The 17620-nt window shown below is 41.5% G+C and carries 19 protein-coding genes; 5 read left to right on the forward strand and 14 right to left on the reverse strand.

The features are described 5' to 3' along the window. Positions 1-11: 11 nt before the first annotated feature. From UQ64_RS13360 to UQ64_RS13395, 8 genes are all read right to left on the reverse strand, one after another. Positions 12-857 (reverse strand): hypothetical protein, encoded by an 846-nt coding sequence (locus UQ64_RS13360; RefSeq protein ID WP_060623963.1) that lies wholly within the window; start codon positions 855-857, stop codon positions 12-14. Beyond that, positions 854-1540, reverse strand: coding sequence for an ATP-binding cassette domain-containing protein (locus tag UQ64_RS13365; protein ID WP_060623964.1), 687 nt, complete (start codon positions 1538-1540; stop codon positions 854-856). The genes UQ64_RS13360 and UQ64_RS13365 overlap by 4 nt, the downstream gene beginning before the upstream one ends. After that, the gene (locus tag UQ64_RS13370; RefSeq protein WP_060623965.1) at positions 1537-1953 is read right to left on the reverse strand and encodes a GntR family transcriptional regulator; all 417 of its coding nucleotides are present in this window, start codon (positions 1951-1953) and stop codon (positions 1537-1539) included. The genes UQ64_RS13365 and UQ64_RS13370 overlap by 4 nt, the downstream gene beginning before the upstream one ends. Before the next feature lie 493 nt (positions 1954-2446). After that, entirely contained in the window at positions 2447-3943 is a 1497-nt protein-coding gene (locus UQ64_RS13375) for a malate:quinone oxidoreductase (RefSeq protein WP_060623966.1), read from the reverse strand. Between the two features lie 546 nt (positions 3944-4489). Then, complete coding sequence (locus UQ64_RS13380; protein ID WP_060623967.1) at positions 4490-5491, reverse strand: Gfo/Idh/MocA family protein; 1002 nt, start codon at positions 5489-5491, stop codon at positions 4490-4492. Positions 5492-5522: 31 nt separating this feature from the next. Further along, the gene (locus UQ64_RS13385) at positions 5523-6611 is read right to left on the reverse strand and encodes a Gfo/Idh/MocA family protein (protein WP_060623968.1); all 1089 of its coding nucleotides are present in this window, start codon (positions 6609-6611) and stop codon (positions 5523-5525) included. Positions 6612-6640: 29 nt separating this feature from the next. Then, on the reverse strand, positions 6641-7402 hold the full coding sequence (locus tag UQ64_RS13390; protein WP_060623969.1) for a sugar phosphate isomerase/epimerase family protein: 762 nt from the start codon (positions 7400-7402) through the stop codon (positions 6641-6643). Between the two features lie 27 nt (positions 7403-7429). Beyond that, positions 7430-8593, reverse strand: coding sequence for a Gfo/Idh/MocA family protein (locus UQ64_RS13395; RefSeq protein WP_060623970.1), 1164 nt, complete (start codon positions 8591-8593; stop codon positions 7430-7432). Positions 8594-8748: 155 nt separating this feature from the next. On the opposite strand from UQ64_RS13395, the gene UQ64_RS13400 reads away from it, so the two are divergent. The 4 genes from UQ64_RS13400 (at position 8749) to UQ64_RS13415 (ending at position 11982) form a co-directional block, all read left to right on the forward strand. Beyond that, the gene (locus tag UQ64_RS13400) at positions 8749-9585 is read left to right on the forward strand and encodes an AraC family transcriptional regulator (RefSeq protein ID WP_342447587.1); all 837 of its coding nucleotides are present in this window, start codon (positions 8749-8751) and stop codon (positions 9583-9585) included. A 184-nt stretch (positions 9586-9769) separates the two neighbouring features. Beyond that, positions 9770-10660 carry a LysR family transcriptional regulator gene (locus UQ64_RS13405; RefSeq protein ID WP_060623972.1) on the forward strand — a complete coding sequence of 297 codons (891 nt, stop codon included), beginning with the start codon at positions 9770-9772 and terminating at the stop codon, positions 10658-10660. 184 nt (positions 10661-10844) lie between these two features. Then, a complete protein-coding gene (locus UQ64_RS32115) occupies positions 10845-11078 on the forward strand; it encodes a hypothetical protein (RefSeq protein WP_060623973.1) in 234 nt (77 codons plus the stop codon). Continuing rightward, positions 11062-11982, forward strand: coding sequence for an asparaginase (locus UQ64_RS13415; protein ID WP_245237956.1), 921 nt, complete (start codon positions 11062-11064; stop codon positions 11980-11982). The genes UQ64_RS32115 and UQ64_RS13415 overlap by 17 nt, the downstream gene beginning before the upstream one ends. Positions 11983-12050: 68 nt before the next feature. Here the strand turns inward: UQ64_RS13415 and UQ64_RS13420 are convergent, their stop codons facing one another. From UQ64_RS13420 to UQ64_RS13435, 4 genes are all read right to left on the reverse strand, one after another. Further along, entirely contained in the window at positions 12051-12743 is a 693-nt protein-coding gene (locus UQ64_RS13420; protein WP_060623975.1) for an ABC transporter ATP-binding protein, read from the reverse strand. Continuing rightward, positions 12740-13858 carry an ABC transporter permease gene (locus UQ64_RS13425; protein ID WP_060623976.1) on the reverse strand — a complete coding sequence of 373 codons (1119 nt, stop codon included), beginning with the start codon at positions 13856-13858 and terminating at the stop codon, positions 12740-12742. Before UQ64_RS13425 ends, UQ64_RS13420 begins: the two co-directional genes overlap by 4 nt. 69 nt (positions 13859-13927) lie before the next feature. Then, a complete protein-coding gene (locus UQ64_RS13430; RefSeq protein WP_060623977.1) occupies positions 13928-15304 on the reverse strand; it encodes a sensor histidine kinase in 1377 nt (458 codons plus the stop codon). Then, entirely contained in the window at positions 15301-15978 is a 678-nt protein-coding gene (locus UQ64_RS13435) for a response regulator transcription factor (RefSeq protein WP_060623978.1), read from the reverse strand. The genes UQ64_RS13430 and UQ64_RS13435 overlap by 4 nt, the downstream gene beginning before the upstream one ends. A gap of 144 nt (positions 15979-16122) precedes the next feature. Here UQ64_RS13435 and UQ64_RS13440 point away from each other — a divergent pair, with 144 nt between their 5' ends. Next, positions 16123-16596 (forward strand): ferritin-like domain-containing protein, encoded by a 474-nt coding sequence (locus UQ64_RS13440; RefSeq protein ID WP_060623979.1) that lies wholly within the window; start codon positions 16123-16125, stop codon positions 16594-16596. A gap of 432 nt (positions 16597-17028) precedes the next feature. Here UQ64_RS13440 and UQ64_RS13445 read toward each other — a convergent pair whose 3' ends face one another. Both UQ64_RS13445 and UQ64_RS32120 read right to left on the reverse strand, forming a co-directional pair. Continuing rightward, on the reverse strand, positions 17029-17208 hold the full coding sequence (locus UQ64_RS13445) for a Rossmann-fold NAD(P)-binding domain-containing protein (RefSeq protein WP_060623980.1): 180 nt from the start codon (positions 17206-17208) through the stop codon (positions 17029-17031). A gap of 117 nt (positions 17209-17325) precedes the next feature. After that, positions 17326-17535: a MarR family winged helix-turn-helix transcriptional regulator gene (locus UQ64_RS32120; RefSeq protein WP_245237957.1), complete on the reverse strand. Its 210-nt coding sequence runs from the start codon at positions 17533-17535 to the stop codon at positions 17326-17328. Between the last annotated feature and the right edge of the window lie 85 nt (positions 17536-17620).

Below are 17620 nucleotides of genomic sequence, written 5' to 3' on the forward strand. Positions count from 1 at the left end.
TAGCCCTTCAATTATACCGATATTTTCTTACGCAATAGATACAAGCTATACCAAAGCGAACCTCCAGCAATGATTACTATTAATCCGAGACAAGTACCTATGATTTCTCCTGGATAGAAGTAGCTATCATATCTGCTATAACCCATAAGATAGGGTATTGAGGCTAGTCCAGCCAGAAGCGCTAAATACAGCACGATAAATCCAATTCCTCTCTGTCTGTAGCTCCGCTCCATTAGAATCGCTGTGAACAAGACGATCAGACCCGTAATACCCAGTCCATAGTACAGTACAAACTCAGAAAAGTAGGGCGGAACCAGAACTTTAAGCACATTAGTATACTTCAAATAATCAACTACAGCGATATTCCGATATAATTCAGCAGGAAGAATCGACTGTGCTATCAAACGCTCCAGTGGAACAAGGACAATTTGCAGGGCGACAAGTCCAAATGCGAATAGCAAGATCGTAACCAGCTTGGCAAAATACAAATTCGCCCGATTGGATGGCAACGTGAGCAGACGATATACTACCGTATTTTTACCTCTCCAGTCACGGTACCAGATGAAGCAGCTATATATTAGCAACACTGTTATGCTCAAAAATATGGGTCCGAAATATAGAAGTGCATTATAGTGATCATACACCATACTGTTTAGCTGAATATATCCAGTCACATTGTGATATTGCTCAAGGGTCCATTGATTCACTCTCATTGCCTCATTCGCAGAATCCAGCCAATGATTAGCACCGATGGTGACTGCTGCAAGTTGCAAGGCGACTGTCAGCACCATGAGTCCAATATATATTTTAGCAAATCGGTTCATTTCAAAATTCAATAGCTTCACAAAAGCTCTCATTTCTTGTACACCTCTCTCATTACGTCCGTAATGGACTTACCTTCCTGCTCGCGAACTTCTTCACAGTAGAATTCACGTTCTACCTTCCCGTGCTGTAGCAAGACCGCTTTATCAATTAAATGCTCAATATCGTTAATTTCATGAGTTGTAATAATTACGCCACGATCCTCGATCAATTCACTCGTGAACACGTCGGTAATTTGCTCGCGGCTGAACATATCAATCCCTGAGAACGGTTCGTCCATTAGGATGTAATCACAATCCAGGGCAAGTCCTAGCAACAAATTAAGCTTCGCAGCCATTCCCTTCGATAATGAAGATACGCGATCTGCTGCGCTTAGTTGGAAGAACTTAATTAATTCCTCTGCACGTTGTGTGTTCCAATTATGATAGAAGTCCGCCATAAAGCTCATGCAATCAGCAATTCGCATATTAGAAGGCATCGTTAAAGAATCTGGAATGAAAGTGATTTTCTCATACATCGCAGGTGTTAATGATGCATTATCGATTAAGACTTCACCTTTGTATGGTGTCAGTCCCATAATGGATTTCAGCACCGTTGACTTCCCGGCACCATTGATTCCGATCAGGCAGGTAATCTCTCCCTTGGCAGCAGTGAAGCTAACGCCATTTAGTACCTTCTTGAATCCATAATTCTTCACCATCTGATTCACTTGGATCATCTTGTGTCACCACCCTTTGGAGATAACTTTCGCTCGGATGTATATTTTGTCTTTATGATGTCTACCAGCTCTTCAACTGGAATTTGAATATTCCGAATGGAACCGATGAATATATCCACTGCACTTTCGATTAATTCAGCTCGAATCGAGCTTAGAATTTGCTGATCCTGTGTAATTCGACTCGGGGAATTTCCTTCTGTTACGATCAAACCCTGTTCCTCCATTTCCTTATATGCCTTCTGCGCCGTGTTCGCATTAATCTTCATTATTGATGCCAGTTCACGCCGTGAAGGAATTTTGTCACCCGCTCCGATTTGCCCTGTAGCAATCTGTTCCTTGAAGTAACGGACAACTTGAATATATACCGGTTCTCGAATATTAAAGCTGACACCTGATTTTTGTTCTTCTGTCATACAACCAACTCCATATACTAAGTGTGTGTACTAAGTGGTTCATACATATTATACATGTACTATACGAGTAATACACTTTTGTGTCAATAGTTTGGTTTTGGGCACAGGCTTCTAGGGATTTTTTTGGGGTCATTGTATTTTGTGCAACAGAAATTATTTAAATCGAGCTGAACTGGAGTTCTGTTGTATTCTGTACAATCAATCCTAGGAATAATACCCTTTAATCGCATAATTCTGTAGTTTGATTGCACAAAGTGCAGTAGATGATATTTTAGAAGCTGATAGGGTGATTTCTATTGTACAATCTGCAATGGGAACGTAATGTTCAAGATCCTGACCAATAGTTCACTCGGTCCTTACAATCTGAATTCGTACACTTTTTCTTGGAAGTATCCACATATTTGGTGAAATGTATAATTTTCTCCCATAAAAAAAGCTGCCCCTCGGCAGCCTTTGCGTAAAATATAAGTATTTATTAGTTTCACGCTATACATTATCCTTGAACTCGTTCTCTTTCACCTAAATCCAACGTAGCCGCAATTGAAGTGCGAATTTCGTTTAAAAGCTCTGGATTTTCCAGTAGTGACAGACCATAAGAAGGAATCATTTCTTTAATTTTCGGTTCCCACTCTTTTATATGTTGAGGGAAACATTTGTTAAGCACTTCAAGCATCACATGAACAGCCGTAGAAGCACCTGGAGAAGCCCCGAGTAATGCTGCAATCGAACCATCTGCGGCGCTAATTACCTCTGTACCAAATTGAAGGATACCTTTGCCGTCTTCTGTATCTTTGATAACCTGCACGCGTTGGCCTGCTACGACTAGATCCCAATCCTCGATTTTGGCATTCGGGATAAACTCTCGTAATTCCTCCATGCGCTTTTCTTTTGATAACAACACTTGCTCGATCAGGTATTTGGTCAAAGACATGTTCTTTGCACCTGCCGATAGCATCGTTAGGAGATTATCCGGTTTTACGGAAGTTATCAAATCAAGCATTGAACCGGTTTTTAAAAATTTTGGTGAGAAGCCAGCAAACGGTCCAAACAGCAACGATTTTTTGTTGTCAATAAATCTAGTGTCCAGATGCGGAACAGACATTGGAGGCGCTCCAACTTTAGCTTTACCGTATACTTTTGCATGATGCTGAGCTATAACTTCTGGTTTATTACACACCATAAATATTCCACTTACCGGGAATCCACCAATATGTTTTCCTTCAGGAATACCGGATTTTTGCAGGATATGCAAGCTTCCTCCCCCGCCACCGACAAAGACAAATTTTGCAGTATGTTGTTCGATGGTACCGCTGTCGTTCTTCACTTTCAAGTCCCATGACCCATTGCTAGTACGTTTGATTCCATCCACACTATGTTTATAATGGAGATCTACATTCTTACTCTTCAAATGATCAAATAATATGCGCGTTAAAGCACCAAAGTTAACATCTGTGCCAGTGTCGATTTTTGTTGCTGCTATAGGTTCATTCGATGGACGATTTTGTATAATAAGCGGTATCCATTCCATTAGTTTACTAGAGTCATCGGAAAATTCCATTCCTTGAAACAAAGGATTTTTTGACAGCGCTTCAAATCTTCTCTTCAAAAATTCTACATTCTTCTCCCCTAGTACCAAACTCATATGGGGTAATGGCATGATAAAGTCCTGCGGATTATGTATCAGCTTACGATTTACCAAATAAGACCAAAATTGCATTGAAAGCTGAAACTGTTCATTAATTTGGATGGCTTTACTTATATCTACAGTTCCGTCGGATTTTTCGACAGTGTAGTTAAGCTCGCAGAGCGCCGCATGTCCAGTTCCTGCATTATTCCATTCATTAGAGCTTTCCTCACCTGCATTTTCGAGCTTTTCAAACACTTTAATTTTCCAATTTGGCATCAATTCTTTTAAAAGTGTTCCTAAAGTCGCACTCATGATTCCAGCACCAATTAAAATGACGTCTGTTTCAGTTGCACTTTTGCCCATTATGACCATCCTTATCCCCTGAATTTTACAGAAAGGATGTGGGCGCTCCTTCTTAGGCGTCACACCTTTTCTGATTCAATTATACCTTTATCCTAGTGTATTACAATTATTTATAAATTTAATATCTACTATTATATGAAAAAAATAAATTATTTAAAAGCTTGCAAAAAAGGTAGAAATAAGTCCTCAAGGTTAAGGATCTTAAGTGACAGTCATAAACCCGCTTCTTGCAAGGATTAATAACATTCAAGCATTATTAATAAAATAAATGAACACAATGGTCTGCACAATGGAAATTAGCTTGTTGTTCGTTCTAATGTTCTGTAGTAATTTCCCCATATTGTATGCGCCCTCCAAATATTTTGCTTTTTTTAACCTATACAATATTTAGATTATTCCACTAAAGGGAATTAATCAAATCCATCTCCCTCTGTAAGTCGCAGTCTTCATAGTGTTTAACCCAATATGGAAAGTCCCTAAACACGAAAAGGCCGTCTCATTTGTAGATAAATCTACTCTTGGAACAGCCCTTGCTATATTAATGATTTATTTATCCCTCAGCGATGAACTATAAATATCCTTCACTAGCTCCAACGCTTTTATCCCCTCAGTACCGTCCAGCCAAAACTTTCGTCCACTAAAAATATGGTCATAGAAGTCCTCAATCAGCCTCTTATGTCCCGTCCCCCAATACGATTTACCTTCCGTAGGACTGAATATAGGCTCACAAACCAAGCTTTCCTTACCATCTTTCCAAAGATACAAGCAGTCTCTACGAAGGTTAAGTGTCCCCTCTTCAAAGACTAGCTCCAACTCCACCGGAGAGTTCTCTAGATAGGTATTCGTACCATAAAACAGCCCGCGAACATTATTGGTGAAGTCGATGCAAGCATGAGCGGTATCTTCCACTTCAATGACGCCATCAAGCACATCAGTGGTTATACTGCCTTTCACGGATTTAATCTCACCCCCATACCACTGGAGTAAGTCCAAACTATGAATGGTCTGATTAATTAGAACACCTCCACCTTCTGTGGACCATCGTCCTCTCCAGTTACTAGCTTTGTAATAACTTTCGTTTCGGTGCCAGGTTACATTCCCCTTCATACAAAGCAGTTTTCCTAATGCACCAGAATCAATCATCTTCTTAATATAGATGGAAGAATCATTATAACGGTTCTGGAACACCACACCTAGCTGGCCTGAGCTCTTTTCCGCTGCTTCCAGCATACGCTTGGCCGAAGGAAGGTCAACGGCGATTGGCTTTTCTGTTAACACATGCTTACCTGCACATAACAGATCTACAGCCATTTCTGCATGAAGATAATGAGGTGTACAGAGATGTACAACGTTAATACGATTATCATTTAGTATTTCTCTATAATCATCAGTGGCATGGCAGGTGTATTCCATTCCCGCTCGTGTAGCTTTATCAGCATCAATATCTACAATTGTTAGTAGATTTACATCTTTTATAACTGATATCGCTTTAGCATGGAGGGGAAAAATCGCACCGCAGCCAATAATCGCTACTCCAAGTTTGGTCATCTATACCAACCTCCATAAATCGTTACATTCGCTATTTTAGTTGATTAGGGGTTAGATTGGTCGCTTGGGCTTGAGCCTTCAAACATAATTCAGCAGCCTTGAAGACATGTGCTTGTGTCATGGCCCGCTCCGTCCGGTTCAGACAATCGAGGATAAGCTCACCAAAGAACGGAAATCCAATCTTTCCAGCCACATGCTCATAATGCTCCCCTTCTCCGTTCACCCAGTACACATGATCTGTTGTATTTGAACGCCCGACATCAGTATATTTCCGCAGTTCGATGTAACCTTCCGTTCCCATGATCATTGTACGCCCATCTCCCCAGGTTCCGAGTCCATCAGGCGTAAACCAATCTACACGGAAGTATTGGGTTGCGCCATTGTCCCCAACAAGCGTTGCATCACCAAAGTCCTCCAATTCAGGATAGGACGAATGATTATAATTAGCTACTTTACTGTGAACAACTTTAGCATCCTGGCAATCTGTATAATACAGAAATTGTTCGATTTGGTGGCTGCCAATATCGCACAGAATTCCACCATATTTCTCCCGCTCAAAAAACCATTCTGGACGGCTAGAAGCATTTAAACGATGTGGCCCTAATCCAATGACTTGAAGAACACGGCCAATAGCCCCCTGACGGATCAACTGTCCCGCATAGATAGCGCTTTCAACATGAAGTCGTTCACTAAAGTAAACCATGTACTTCTGATTGGTAGCTGTTGCCATAGCTTTAGCGGATTCCAGCTGTTCAAGTGTAGTAAAAGGTGTCTTATCCGTAAAATAATCCTTCCCGTGAGCCATAACCTTATTTCCTAATGGTCCTCTTTCCGAAGGAATAGCTGCCGCCGCAATTAAGCGGACTTCAGGGTCTTCTAAAATTTCATTCATAGACTCAGCAGCCCTAGCTCCCGGATATTTGGCTATGAACGCTTTAACCTTCTCCTCATCCGGATCATATACCCATTTCAGCACTGCCCCTGCCTCAACGAGCCCATTACACATCCCGTAAATATGACCGTGATCTAGTGCAATAGCAGCGATGATGAATTCACCTGGCTTCACTACTGGTTTAGCTTCATATGTGGGGGCATAGTTCATTCCATCTCTTCTATTCATCAGAATCCTCCTAGTGGCTTCTAATCGATTTATAATAGGTTTAGTAGATAACGCAGACTGATCTCCAAGCTCTCAAAAGGATCACGGTGACAAACATCCTGCTCCACAACATACCATTCAACACCTGTTTCACGACAAGTGATAATGATCTCCCCGTAGTTCATGTTTCCTTCACCGATTTCAGCGAAGACTTGTTGCCTATCTAGAATCGCCATATCCTTTAAATGCACAACCTGCATTCTGCCTTCAAATTTACGTATCCATTCTACTGGACTGGCACCACCTGCCTGAACCCAATATAAATCAAGTATAAAGCCGACCGCAGGATCAGTCTCGGTGAGCAGTACTTCCATCCCCGTAATACCGTCAAAACGTTCAAATTCAAAATCATGATTATGATAAACAAATTGCAGACCATGTTGTTCTTTTAGTGTTATTGCGATTCCGGAGATTAGTTTTGCGAACTTGCGATAGCTTTCGAGCCCAGCACGAAATTCTTTTGGTAAACTTCCAAGTCCAATATATTTGCAATTCCACAGCTTATGCTCTGCGGCCAGAGCCTCCAGATCGTTTACTAATCGATCCCAGGACACATGAGTCGCACATATAGCCAGTCCTGTTTCATCCGCATATTGTTTTACGAGCTTCGGATCAATCGGACCAATGGCTGAAATCTGAATGCTCTCATAACCCATTGCCGACACCTTTTGAAAAGTTGCTCTTAAATCCTCCGCAGTTTGAGTAAAATCACGCAACGTGTACATTTGAGCAGCGATCGTCGAACGTTTCATAGGTTTTAATCTCTCCTCTCCTTCGATTTAATGAGTTCCTTTAACATTCAATGTTTTAGTTGTTGAGGTTTCCTTTTTGAAGGTCGAGCTCTTCACTTTTTCCATCAGCTTATCGTAGAATAAATCCGAATCCATCGGAAGTTCCACCCAATTGTCCGTCCAAGCTGATAAATACATGGCATTCGAAAGGGTTAGTCCCTTAATCCCTTCCTCCCCGGGAGCAAGTAACGCTTCATCATGCAAAATGGCATTCGTAAAATTCCGTAGAATTCCTTTATGCTGCTCCCCTCCGCCATTTTCTACAGGAATCTCACATTTCCAACACTCTGGACTACCGAATCCTCCCGTAAATTCTGCGTTGAATTGAGGCTCAGGTGTACGTAAACGCCAAAAGGTTAGCTTTCCATCTTCCACTACAATTTTTCCATTATCGCCATTAATCTCAAAACGATTGGTCCCCGGTGCCTCTCCAGTTGTTGTAATAAACAGACCTGTGGCTCCATTCTCATATTCCACATAAGCGGTTACATCATCTTCTACCTCAATGTTGCGATATTTGCCAAAGTGGCAAAATGCTCTTATCCGTTTCGGCATCATGCCTGTCGTCCACTGCCATAAATCTAGCTGATGAGGATCTTGATTAAGCAATACCCCGCCACCTTCACCCGCCCATGTAGCCCGCCAGCCACCGGAGTTATAATAATTCTGCGATCTATACCAGTCGGTAATGATCCAATTCGTCCGGCGGATCTCACCTAATTCACCAGACTGAATAAGATCCCTCAGCTTCTGATACAAAGGATTCGTACGCTGATTGTACATGATCCCAAATTTGCGATCAGACCGTGCCGCAGCATCGTTCATCTGTTGAACAGCTTTCGTATATACACCTGCTGGCTTCTCCACCAGTACATGATAACCATGTTGAAAAGCCTCGATCGCAAGTGTAGGGTGATCATAATGCGGAGTACAGATCAATACTACATCAATGATACGTGACTCGAATAATTCTTTTGGAGTTGAATACTTCCTTACGTTCTCAGGTAATTGCTCTTCAGCCCATTTCAAACGTTCTTCTCTTTTATCACATACAGCTGTAAGCTCAGCCCCCTTAATTTCACTCAGCAGACTTTGCGCATGTGCCGTTCCCATATTTCCAATGCCTATAATTCCATAACGAACTGTACTCATCTCTGATCACATCCTTATTAGTGGTTATGCTTAGAGGATATACTTAATTTATGGACATGAACATGATTGAAATTAAGGTTTATTTGTACTTAAGTAAGATGTTTTAGTTAAATAGAACCGTTATAATGAGGATATACGAGCGTTAAAGGAGTTAGATGATGAACAACCCAGGTAACTTATCAGGACGTCTCCTGCAGAATCTCAAGGTTACTGTGACCCATGCCCAACTTAGTAATAGATATCCCGGATGGAACCGCACGCTGGAAACACCCGCTTTTAATCGGCTGTATTTTATAGATGGGGGTGAGGGAAAAGTAGTTATAAATGGTATTACTCATTATCCGAAGCCAGGTCAACTAATGATCATGCCTGCGGGGAGTACACAAACTACTGAAACCTCTGTTGATGATCCCTATATCCGCTATTACTGCCACTTTGATGCTGACATCGGGGAGTGGCCCTTATTCCATGCGGAAAAAAAACTATATATCTGCGATTCGCCTAATCCAGATACAATAAGGACAATCTTCATAGAGATGATCGAACAATTTCAAAAGGACGATGTCTTATCAATCTTACGCACTCAAGCTTGTTTGCTTAATCTCATTGCCACTTGTCTTGAATCGAGCGACAGTAATCATACAGACTTTATGACTCAATTCATACACACCGGTGACCAGGGCAAGCTGGCTCATGTGCTCCATTACATCGATAAATGTCTAAATAAGCCCATAGAGATTGATGAGCTTGCAGAGCTTGTCCACCTGCACCCGAACTATTTCATTCCTTATTTCAAAAGATTCATGGGGGTGACTCCTATGCATTATGTACAATTGAAACGTATGGAGCACGCTAAAAGACAGCTTTCTTACACAGATTTCAGCATTTCAGATATTGCGGAGCAAGTCGGCATGGAATTGGCTCATTTCTCTAAATATTTCAAAAAGACAATGGGGCTTTCCCCCTCGGCTTATCGGAATAGTACAAAGTAATTTAATAGAGATGTCCCACTGAATGAGATAAACTATAATAAAGAGTACGCACAAGAGTACGCACCAATCATTTATAAAAAAACTGTACGTTTTTATACACGAATTGGATTCTCACAGAAGAAAGCTCAGTTCGTGCTTGATAAGGAACTTTAAATACATTCGGAACTTTTAGTGAGGGAATTCTATGATTGTGGATACATTACGGGTTTTCGTTACTGTCGCTGAGCAAAGCCATTTCTCTAAAGCAGGAGAAATACTAAATCTATCTCAACCCGGTGTCAGTCTACATATCCGGAATCTTGAGAATGAACTGGGCGCAAAGCTCTTGCATCGATCTCCAAAGCAAGTAAGATTAACCGAGGCAGGTACAATTCTTTATAAACACGCCAAACAAATATTGGCCCACTTTGAAGAAGCTCATCAAGAAATACAGATGCTACAGGATGAGGTTACAGGCAGTATACATATTGGTGCGAGCTTTACGATTGGAGAGTATATATTACCCTCAAGACTTGCGGAATTTGCAAATCAATACCCACAAGTCAAGCTTCAGGTGACGATAGGTAATACAGAAGAAATTATTGGTGGGGTTAGAGCCAATGAATTGGATATTGGGTTTATCGAAGGAGAAGCCCATGAGAATGATCTGATCGTCACGCCTTACATGAAGGACGAGATGATTATCGTCTCCCCTACCAACCACCCTTTGTCAAAAATGGTTTCTGTGGAGCAAGGTATGCTGCAAAATCAGGTTTGGGTGCTGAGAGAGCCTGGCTCTGGTACGCGTGCTTTTAGTGATCATTTCATTCAAGAAGAAGCGATTTCTGTCAAAAGATCATATGTCTTCAACAGTAGTCAGGGAGTTAAGGAAGCGGTCTCCTCCGGTTTGGGAATCGCTATGCTCTCCAGATGGATTGTACGCAAGGAATTAGTAGGTGGAGAAATCTATGAGCTTCCTATCAGACATCATCATCTTGAAAGACAATTCTCCATCATTCGCCATAAAGAATGCTCCACCTCCATGGCTACCAATGTCTTTATTCAAAAACTACTTGTCTCTAGAAAAGATAAGTAGTCAGGTAAATCTAATAACTATGCCGGACAATCCTATAAAGATTGTCCGGCATTTTGTTATTTATTCGATTCATTACCGCAGTCATAATATTTTATTCATAGATATAATCCAATCATAAATCACATCTATGTTATATAACATAACTCAAATGTGAAAATACATAATCAAATGGGAGGCTACATCTATGAATGGATTACAATCAAAGCTCGCCAAAACTACGGTTGCCGCAGGACTCGCTTTCACTCTACTCTTCTCCGCTACAACAATGCTTCCCGTTTCTACCACTTACGCTGCAGAGGTTACCCAAACGATTGAAGGAACGGTTAAGCTTCCAAAGGTCCAAGTCATAGCAACCGGTGGTACGATTGCCGGTAAATCTGTGGATGACCGGGACTTTGTTAATGGAAGATATGGTTAGGGCACTTCCTAACCTTAAAAAGTTCGCTGATGTAACCAGCTTTCAATTTGGGAATGCAGGCTCAGGCTCGTATACCATGCAACAACTATATGATCTCTCTTTAAAAGTAGATAAAGCACTAGAAACCCAAGATGGTATCGTTGTAACTACTGGTACTGATACAATGGAGGAAATTGCCTATTTCCTTGATCTTACGGTGCGCAGCTCCAAACCTGTCGTAGTAACTGGCTCTATGCGCCCATGGACTGTTATCGGAAGTGACGCTCAGGCCAATCTATTTAACGCTATTAAACTAGCTGCTAGTGGAAAGACGAAATATTACGGTACTGTGCTCATGCTAAATGACGAGATTCATACAGCTAGAGAGGTTACCAAGACGAACGCCTATCGCACAGACACTTTTGAAAGTCCACAACTAGGAATCCTCGGATATATCGATGAAAATAATATAAGAATATATCGTGCGAATTCTAGAGCACTATTGACCACTGACAAATGGGCAACACCATTCGATCTAACTAAGATTAAGAGTAGTGATATGCCTAAGGTGGAAATTGCTTATGCCTACCAAGATGCAGGTGCCGGGGCAATTACTGGTTTTGTCCAAGACGGAGCAAAGGGCATTGTTACTTCAGGCACAGGGGCTGGTGGCGTATCTAAAGCTATGGGAGAAGCTCGTACGAAAGCTATTAAGGAAAACGGAGTTATCTTCGTGTCTACCACACGTACGGGTTCCGGTTCTAACTATGCATCAGGTGACGGCATCATTGCCGGAGACAACCTGAACGCAGCACATGCCCGAATTCTACTGGAACTGGCACTGTCATTCAGTAGCGATTTCAACACAATTAAAGGCTGGTTTGACACATACGGCTCAGGCCAAGTCATCATTGCTGATAGATAAGAGTAAACCAATATTCATACAAAAAAAAACGATTCATGCCATTGATGGCATGAATCGTTTTTTTTCTACTAAATTTTGCTTAACTCATGTTCAACCAAATGTCCATCTTCCAGATGTAGCACGCGGTCGCACCACTCAAGCATCCGTTCATCATGAGTAACCATTACAGCAGCTTTGCCCTCACTCTTTACTTCATCAGCAATCATCCGCACGACTTCTCTACCCCGTTTGAAATCTAAACTTGCTGTCGGTTCATCTGCAAACAGGATCGCAGGTTTATTCATCCATGCTCTTGCGATGGCTACACGCTGCTTCTCCCCGCCAGATAGTTGCTCAGGATAATGGTTCCGACGTTTCCAGATATCCAGACGCTTCATCAAATCAGCTGCCCGTTCCTTTGCTTCTTTAGAACTCATCTTCCCCTGTTTAGCTACAAATAGAAGCTGCTCTTCTACCTTCAAGTAGGGCAATAGCTGTGCGCTTTGGAACATAAAGCCTATCTTCTCTAAACGTAGCTCGGTCAGCTCACTTTTGCTTTTGTCGGTAAGCGACTCTCCATCTATAAAAATCTCACCACTGGTAGGTGTAAGAAGTGCTCCCGCTGCTGAAAGGAATGTACTCTTCCCTGTTCCCGAAGGTCCAAGGACGGCAACGAATTCTCCTTCATTAACTATAAGATTCAAATTGTTCAGGACAGATACCATTGTATCGCCGTCTCCGTAGGTCTTGGTCACTTGCTTCATCAATAATTTCGCACTCATGCTCCAGCCCTCCCAATTGCTTCTAATGCATCTACTTTAGCCACTTTAGCGACAGAAATAAGTGATCCTAAAAGAGACATCCCCACGAACAAGCCGCTGGTTAATAGAATCGTAGAAGGTTCCAGTTGGAACGGCATAGTGTCTGGTAGTACCCGATTCATTCCAAAGGTTAGCAGCAAGCTAATGCTTAGACTTGCAATAGCCAATATCATAACCTGCCCTACTACACTCCAAGCCAAGTAAGACATTTTTGTACCCATGGCTTTCAGAATCCCAAACTGGCTTGTTTTCTGAATTGTAATGACATAGAAGAATACAGCCAGAACAAACCCAGCGATTACAAACAGGAAGGCAATCATCATAAGCAGTGATCCTTGTTCTGATGAATAACCCGGAATATTAGAGATCGCTTCTTTTTGCGTAATAACTTCCACATTTTTCGTACTAGCAGAGATCTTATCCACTTGCCCTGCGTTTGCATTAAGCGCAATTACATTAAAAGGCGCGCCTGATGTAGCTTCACTAGCTTGATTAACACCTTGTCTCATTCCCTGCCAATCTTTATTGTTAATATAGACTACTGGGGTATGGCTGTATGAGCTATTCTCAACATATCCTGTGACTTTAAATTCCTTCCCAGTTGCCTGATCTTGGATCGTACTACCAATCATAATTCCCGACTGTTCCAAGTCACGATCAACGATGACGCTTCCCTGCGTATCATTCGTAATCTTGTCACCTTCAATCACTTTTGGAGCCAGTAAACCGTTCATATCAACAGCGAAAAAGGTTACGTCTGCTTTAGTATCCGCATCTTTCGTAGTCACTGTACTCATCTGTAGAGCGAGTGAGGAAGCATTATTATCTCCTACAACTGCTCGAACACTATTGAGCTCCGCATCCGTTAACTGAGAACGTCTAAACGTCTGATCCGCATCCTTCTGCACCACATAATAGTTTGCCGGCATATTCTCTATTGCTGAAATATTAGCATAAGCTAATCCTCTGGCCAGTCCCGTTACGAAAAGTACAAGAAAGGAAACCAATAACATGATCACCATAATTAACAGGTATCTGGCTTTAGAATGCCGCATTTCTCTTAAGGCTAGAAACATATTACCACTCCTTCTAATCTGTATAGTCACAGTTTAGAAGATGAAAATGAACGGAGTATGAATAACGAGTTACAAAAGCGGAATAGTTACGATAAAGGTCGTGCCTTTTCCTACAGTACTGGATACTTCTATAGATCCGTTATGGGTCTCTACAATCTTTTGCGTAATCGCTAGCCCAAGTCCGCTGCTATGTGTTTCTCGTGTACGTGCCCGGTCGACTTTATAAAAACGATCAAAGATGAGTGGTAATTCCTCAGCGGGAATACCTTCCCCAGTATCCGAAAAGGTTACTACACAGTTTCCCTCGTCAAGCTTTGAGGAAATCATAATGGATCCCTCAGCTGGTGTATATTTGATAGCGTTAGTAATGAGGTTCATCCACACCTGATACAATAAATTGGAATCGCCATGTACGCTAATGTCCGCAAGACTTAAACGAACCGCTAATTGCTTCTCTGTTAATCTCCACTCCATGATTTGTACAACCTGCCGAAGCTGCGCACGCAAATCTATAGGTTTCTTCTGCAAGGAATCCGGATCATAATCTAGGGAAGATAACGTTAGCAGCTGTTTACTAAGCATCGATAGACGATGGCTTTCTTGATCAATAATATTGAGGTACTGTATCCGTTCATCCTCTGGTAAAGAAGGATCTTTAAGCGTTTGAGCAAATCCCTGAATAGAAGTTAATGGCGATTCGATTTCATGCGATACATTCGCTACAAACTCTTGACGCGCACGATTGGTCCGTTCCAGCTCGCGACTCATAATCATAAAGTGTGAGGCTAATTGACCAATCTCATCCCGGCGCCAAGTATTTAGTTTAATATCATATCTACCTTTTGAAATCCGCTTAGTTGCCGTTGTCAAACGTGTAATGGGTCTGACCACATGCAGTACGCTGATCATGACGAATCCTAGACTGAACAACACAGTAAAACCGATGATGACAGCAAAAAACACGCGCAGTTCACCGAACTGAACCTCTGCATCCGGACGCATGAATAACGCAAAAGTCTGATTATTGACTTCAATAGGTACACCTATCGTATTGCGTAGTTGATTATCAAAAAAACCTGTAATAAATGCGCTATCAGGAAACTCAGCAACACCGTGATACACTTGACCGTTTAAGACTTTCTCTAACTGTTGCGGATCCAAATCCTCTTTCCGAAATGGCTTGCCGTAAAACCGGGATTGACCTTCTGCATCGGTTAAATAGATCTTATATCCCAGTATAGCTACACTCCGCAGATAATCCTCCATAGATTCCGGGTGAGATTCTGCAAATTGCTGGATTTCAATGGCCATCCCCGTAAGCTTCGCATCGTTCTGCGATTTAATCTGAGCTTGATAATAAATATTAGACACCAAGAAGCCAAGAAGGCTGCTCACCACAATGGCCGAACAAAAGAGAATACACATCCTTACATACAAGGACTTCACGAGTTCACCATCTCCAATTTATATCCAATTCCCCGTACCGTCCGAATTAGAAAGTCATTCTGATAATCCAAAAACCGTTGACGCAATCGCTTGATATGGACATCCACCGTGCGTTCATCACCTTCATAATCCATTCCCCATACTAGTTCAATCAACTCACTCCGTGAATACAGTCTGCCTGGATATGATGCCAGTTGCGCTAGTAGTTCAAATTCCTTTACCGGCAGCAGCAGAACTTCGTCGCCATCTGTGATCTCATAATTTTTACGATCAATAACGAGGGAATTTATACGGATCCGATCATCCGAAGCGATGGAATAACGCCGAAATAAAGCTTTGATCCGAAATAGCAATTCTTCAGGCTCAAACGGTTTCGTTACATAATCATCTGTCCCCCGCAAATAGCCTTGTTCCTTATCACTTAATTGTTGCCGGGCTGTTAACAAAATGATCGGTATATCATACGTTTCTCTTATATGCTGGCATAGCTCTAACCCATCCACATGTGGCATCATCACATCCACAACGGCTAAATCCGCAATGCATTCTTTCAGTTTATTTATCGCGTCCCGGCCATCGCTTGCCTCCATGACTTGGTAACCTTCTCTGGTCAATACATGCTTTAATAATGTACGAATATTACTATCGTCATCTGCTACTAAAATTTTCTTCATCGTTTACACTCCCTGAATAACGGATGACCCCATAGTATCAACTTTAAAGGGTTAGAACAACTAAACAAACGAAAGAGACCATTTTGGGCATTCGTACATATACTACTCTAATAATAACGAACGAATCAGGAGGTAATAAGAACTATGTATTGGACATCTTTAACTCAGAATAGAAATGATTTCAAACCTATCTGGGCAACCTCTCTTCCTCAAGCATTAAATTTAATCAAAGAAGCTGTGCAAGGTGAACGAAATGATGAGCTTTTCTATGATGAAATTATCAAACTAGCCCCAAATTCCGAGCAAGCCTCTATTATCACCTCAATACGAGATGACGAACGGGGTCATAACTTCATGTTCCGCGGGATGTTCAAAGAAATTACGGGGCAAGATATCACTGGGATTAGTAGTGAGCAATATCAACGGATCAGTTCCTATGAAGAAGGATTAGAAAAAGCACTCCAAGGTGAACTGGTTGCAGTCGAAAAGTATCGCAAAATATGGTTTGGTCTGCCTGTTGGAATATATCGCGATACTGTATATGGGATTATATTAGATGAATTAAAACATGCCAGTAAATATAATTATTTACTTACCTTAGATCGAACCACTATATAGTAAAATTAATCAGGATCATTATTTAAACCTGAAGGAAAGTGATTATGCTTTCCTTCAAAGAGGTAACAGGCCGTCCCATTAGTCTCTCCATATCTTTTGAAGTAGAGGCTGTATCTATCTTCGCGAGAAAAGAATAAATCCAGTGCTGAATGCTTGAATCCTGCCGATGAACAATTCTATTTTTTGCCAGCTCTGATAATACCTCCGCAAGTTCGCTGAAATCCCAAGAGCGAGGTGCGGCTAATTCATAAATCTGATTAAGATGACCTGTATCGCCTCTTTCAGACCTAGTACATCCACATAATCCATATACAAAGCGTTGCGTAGAAAGGTATAGTCAATACCTGATTTAAGAATCATCTGCTCTGTAAGTAAGTGAACATGATTAGCAGGAATTTGTCCTTTAGGTGGAAATGCAAAGCTTGTATACAGCTAATGATTCACTCCAGCCTTTAATGCAGCATGAATAACCTCAGAATGTTGATTTAATCTGACGTTATCATCGGGATGTGAACTAGAGATGAATAATAGCTCTGCTACACCTGAAAAAGCTTGAATTAGGGTAGCAGGCTGATCATAATCGCCAAAGCGAATCTCAACCCCTTTTTCCAAAAGATCATTTGCTTTCTCAGGATCACGAACATATGCGATAATCTCACTTCCCGAAGCTCTTGTTCATCCAGACCCTGCATACGTTCAGCGAGCGCTTGACGATTTACGGGAAGATGCTCAAGAAGTAAGCTGTCCTTCACCTGTGATCGAAATAACGCTTTTTCTACCGTCCTGAGTATGATTCGAACGGGTGATCCAACCATCCTTTTCTAGGGGTGTCAGCAACAGACTAATATTAGCTTTGGTGACCCCAATATTGTGAGCTAGTAAGCTTGCAGTAGTATCAACTAAAGTTAAAAATGCCTGAGTATATAGCGGCTGATTCATACGAACGGTTTTAAATGATCCATTTCAGATCTTCAGCTCCATTTTAGTTTAGTGCTTAATTATTTTAAACCATACTACATGCTCT

This window comes from Paenibacillus etheri (assembly GCF_001012825.1).
In the GTDB taxonomy this organism is placed as follows: Bacteria; Bacillota; Bacilli; order Paenibacillales; family Paenibacillaceae; genus Paenibacillus_AQ; species Paenibacillus_AQ etheri.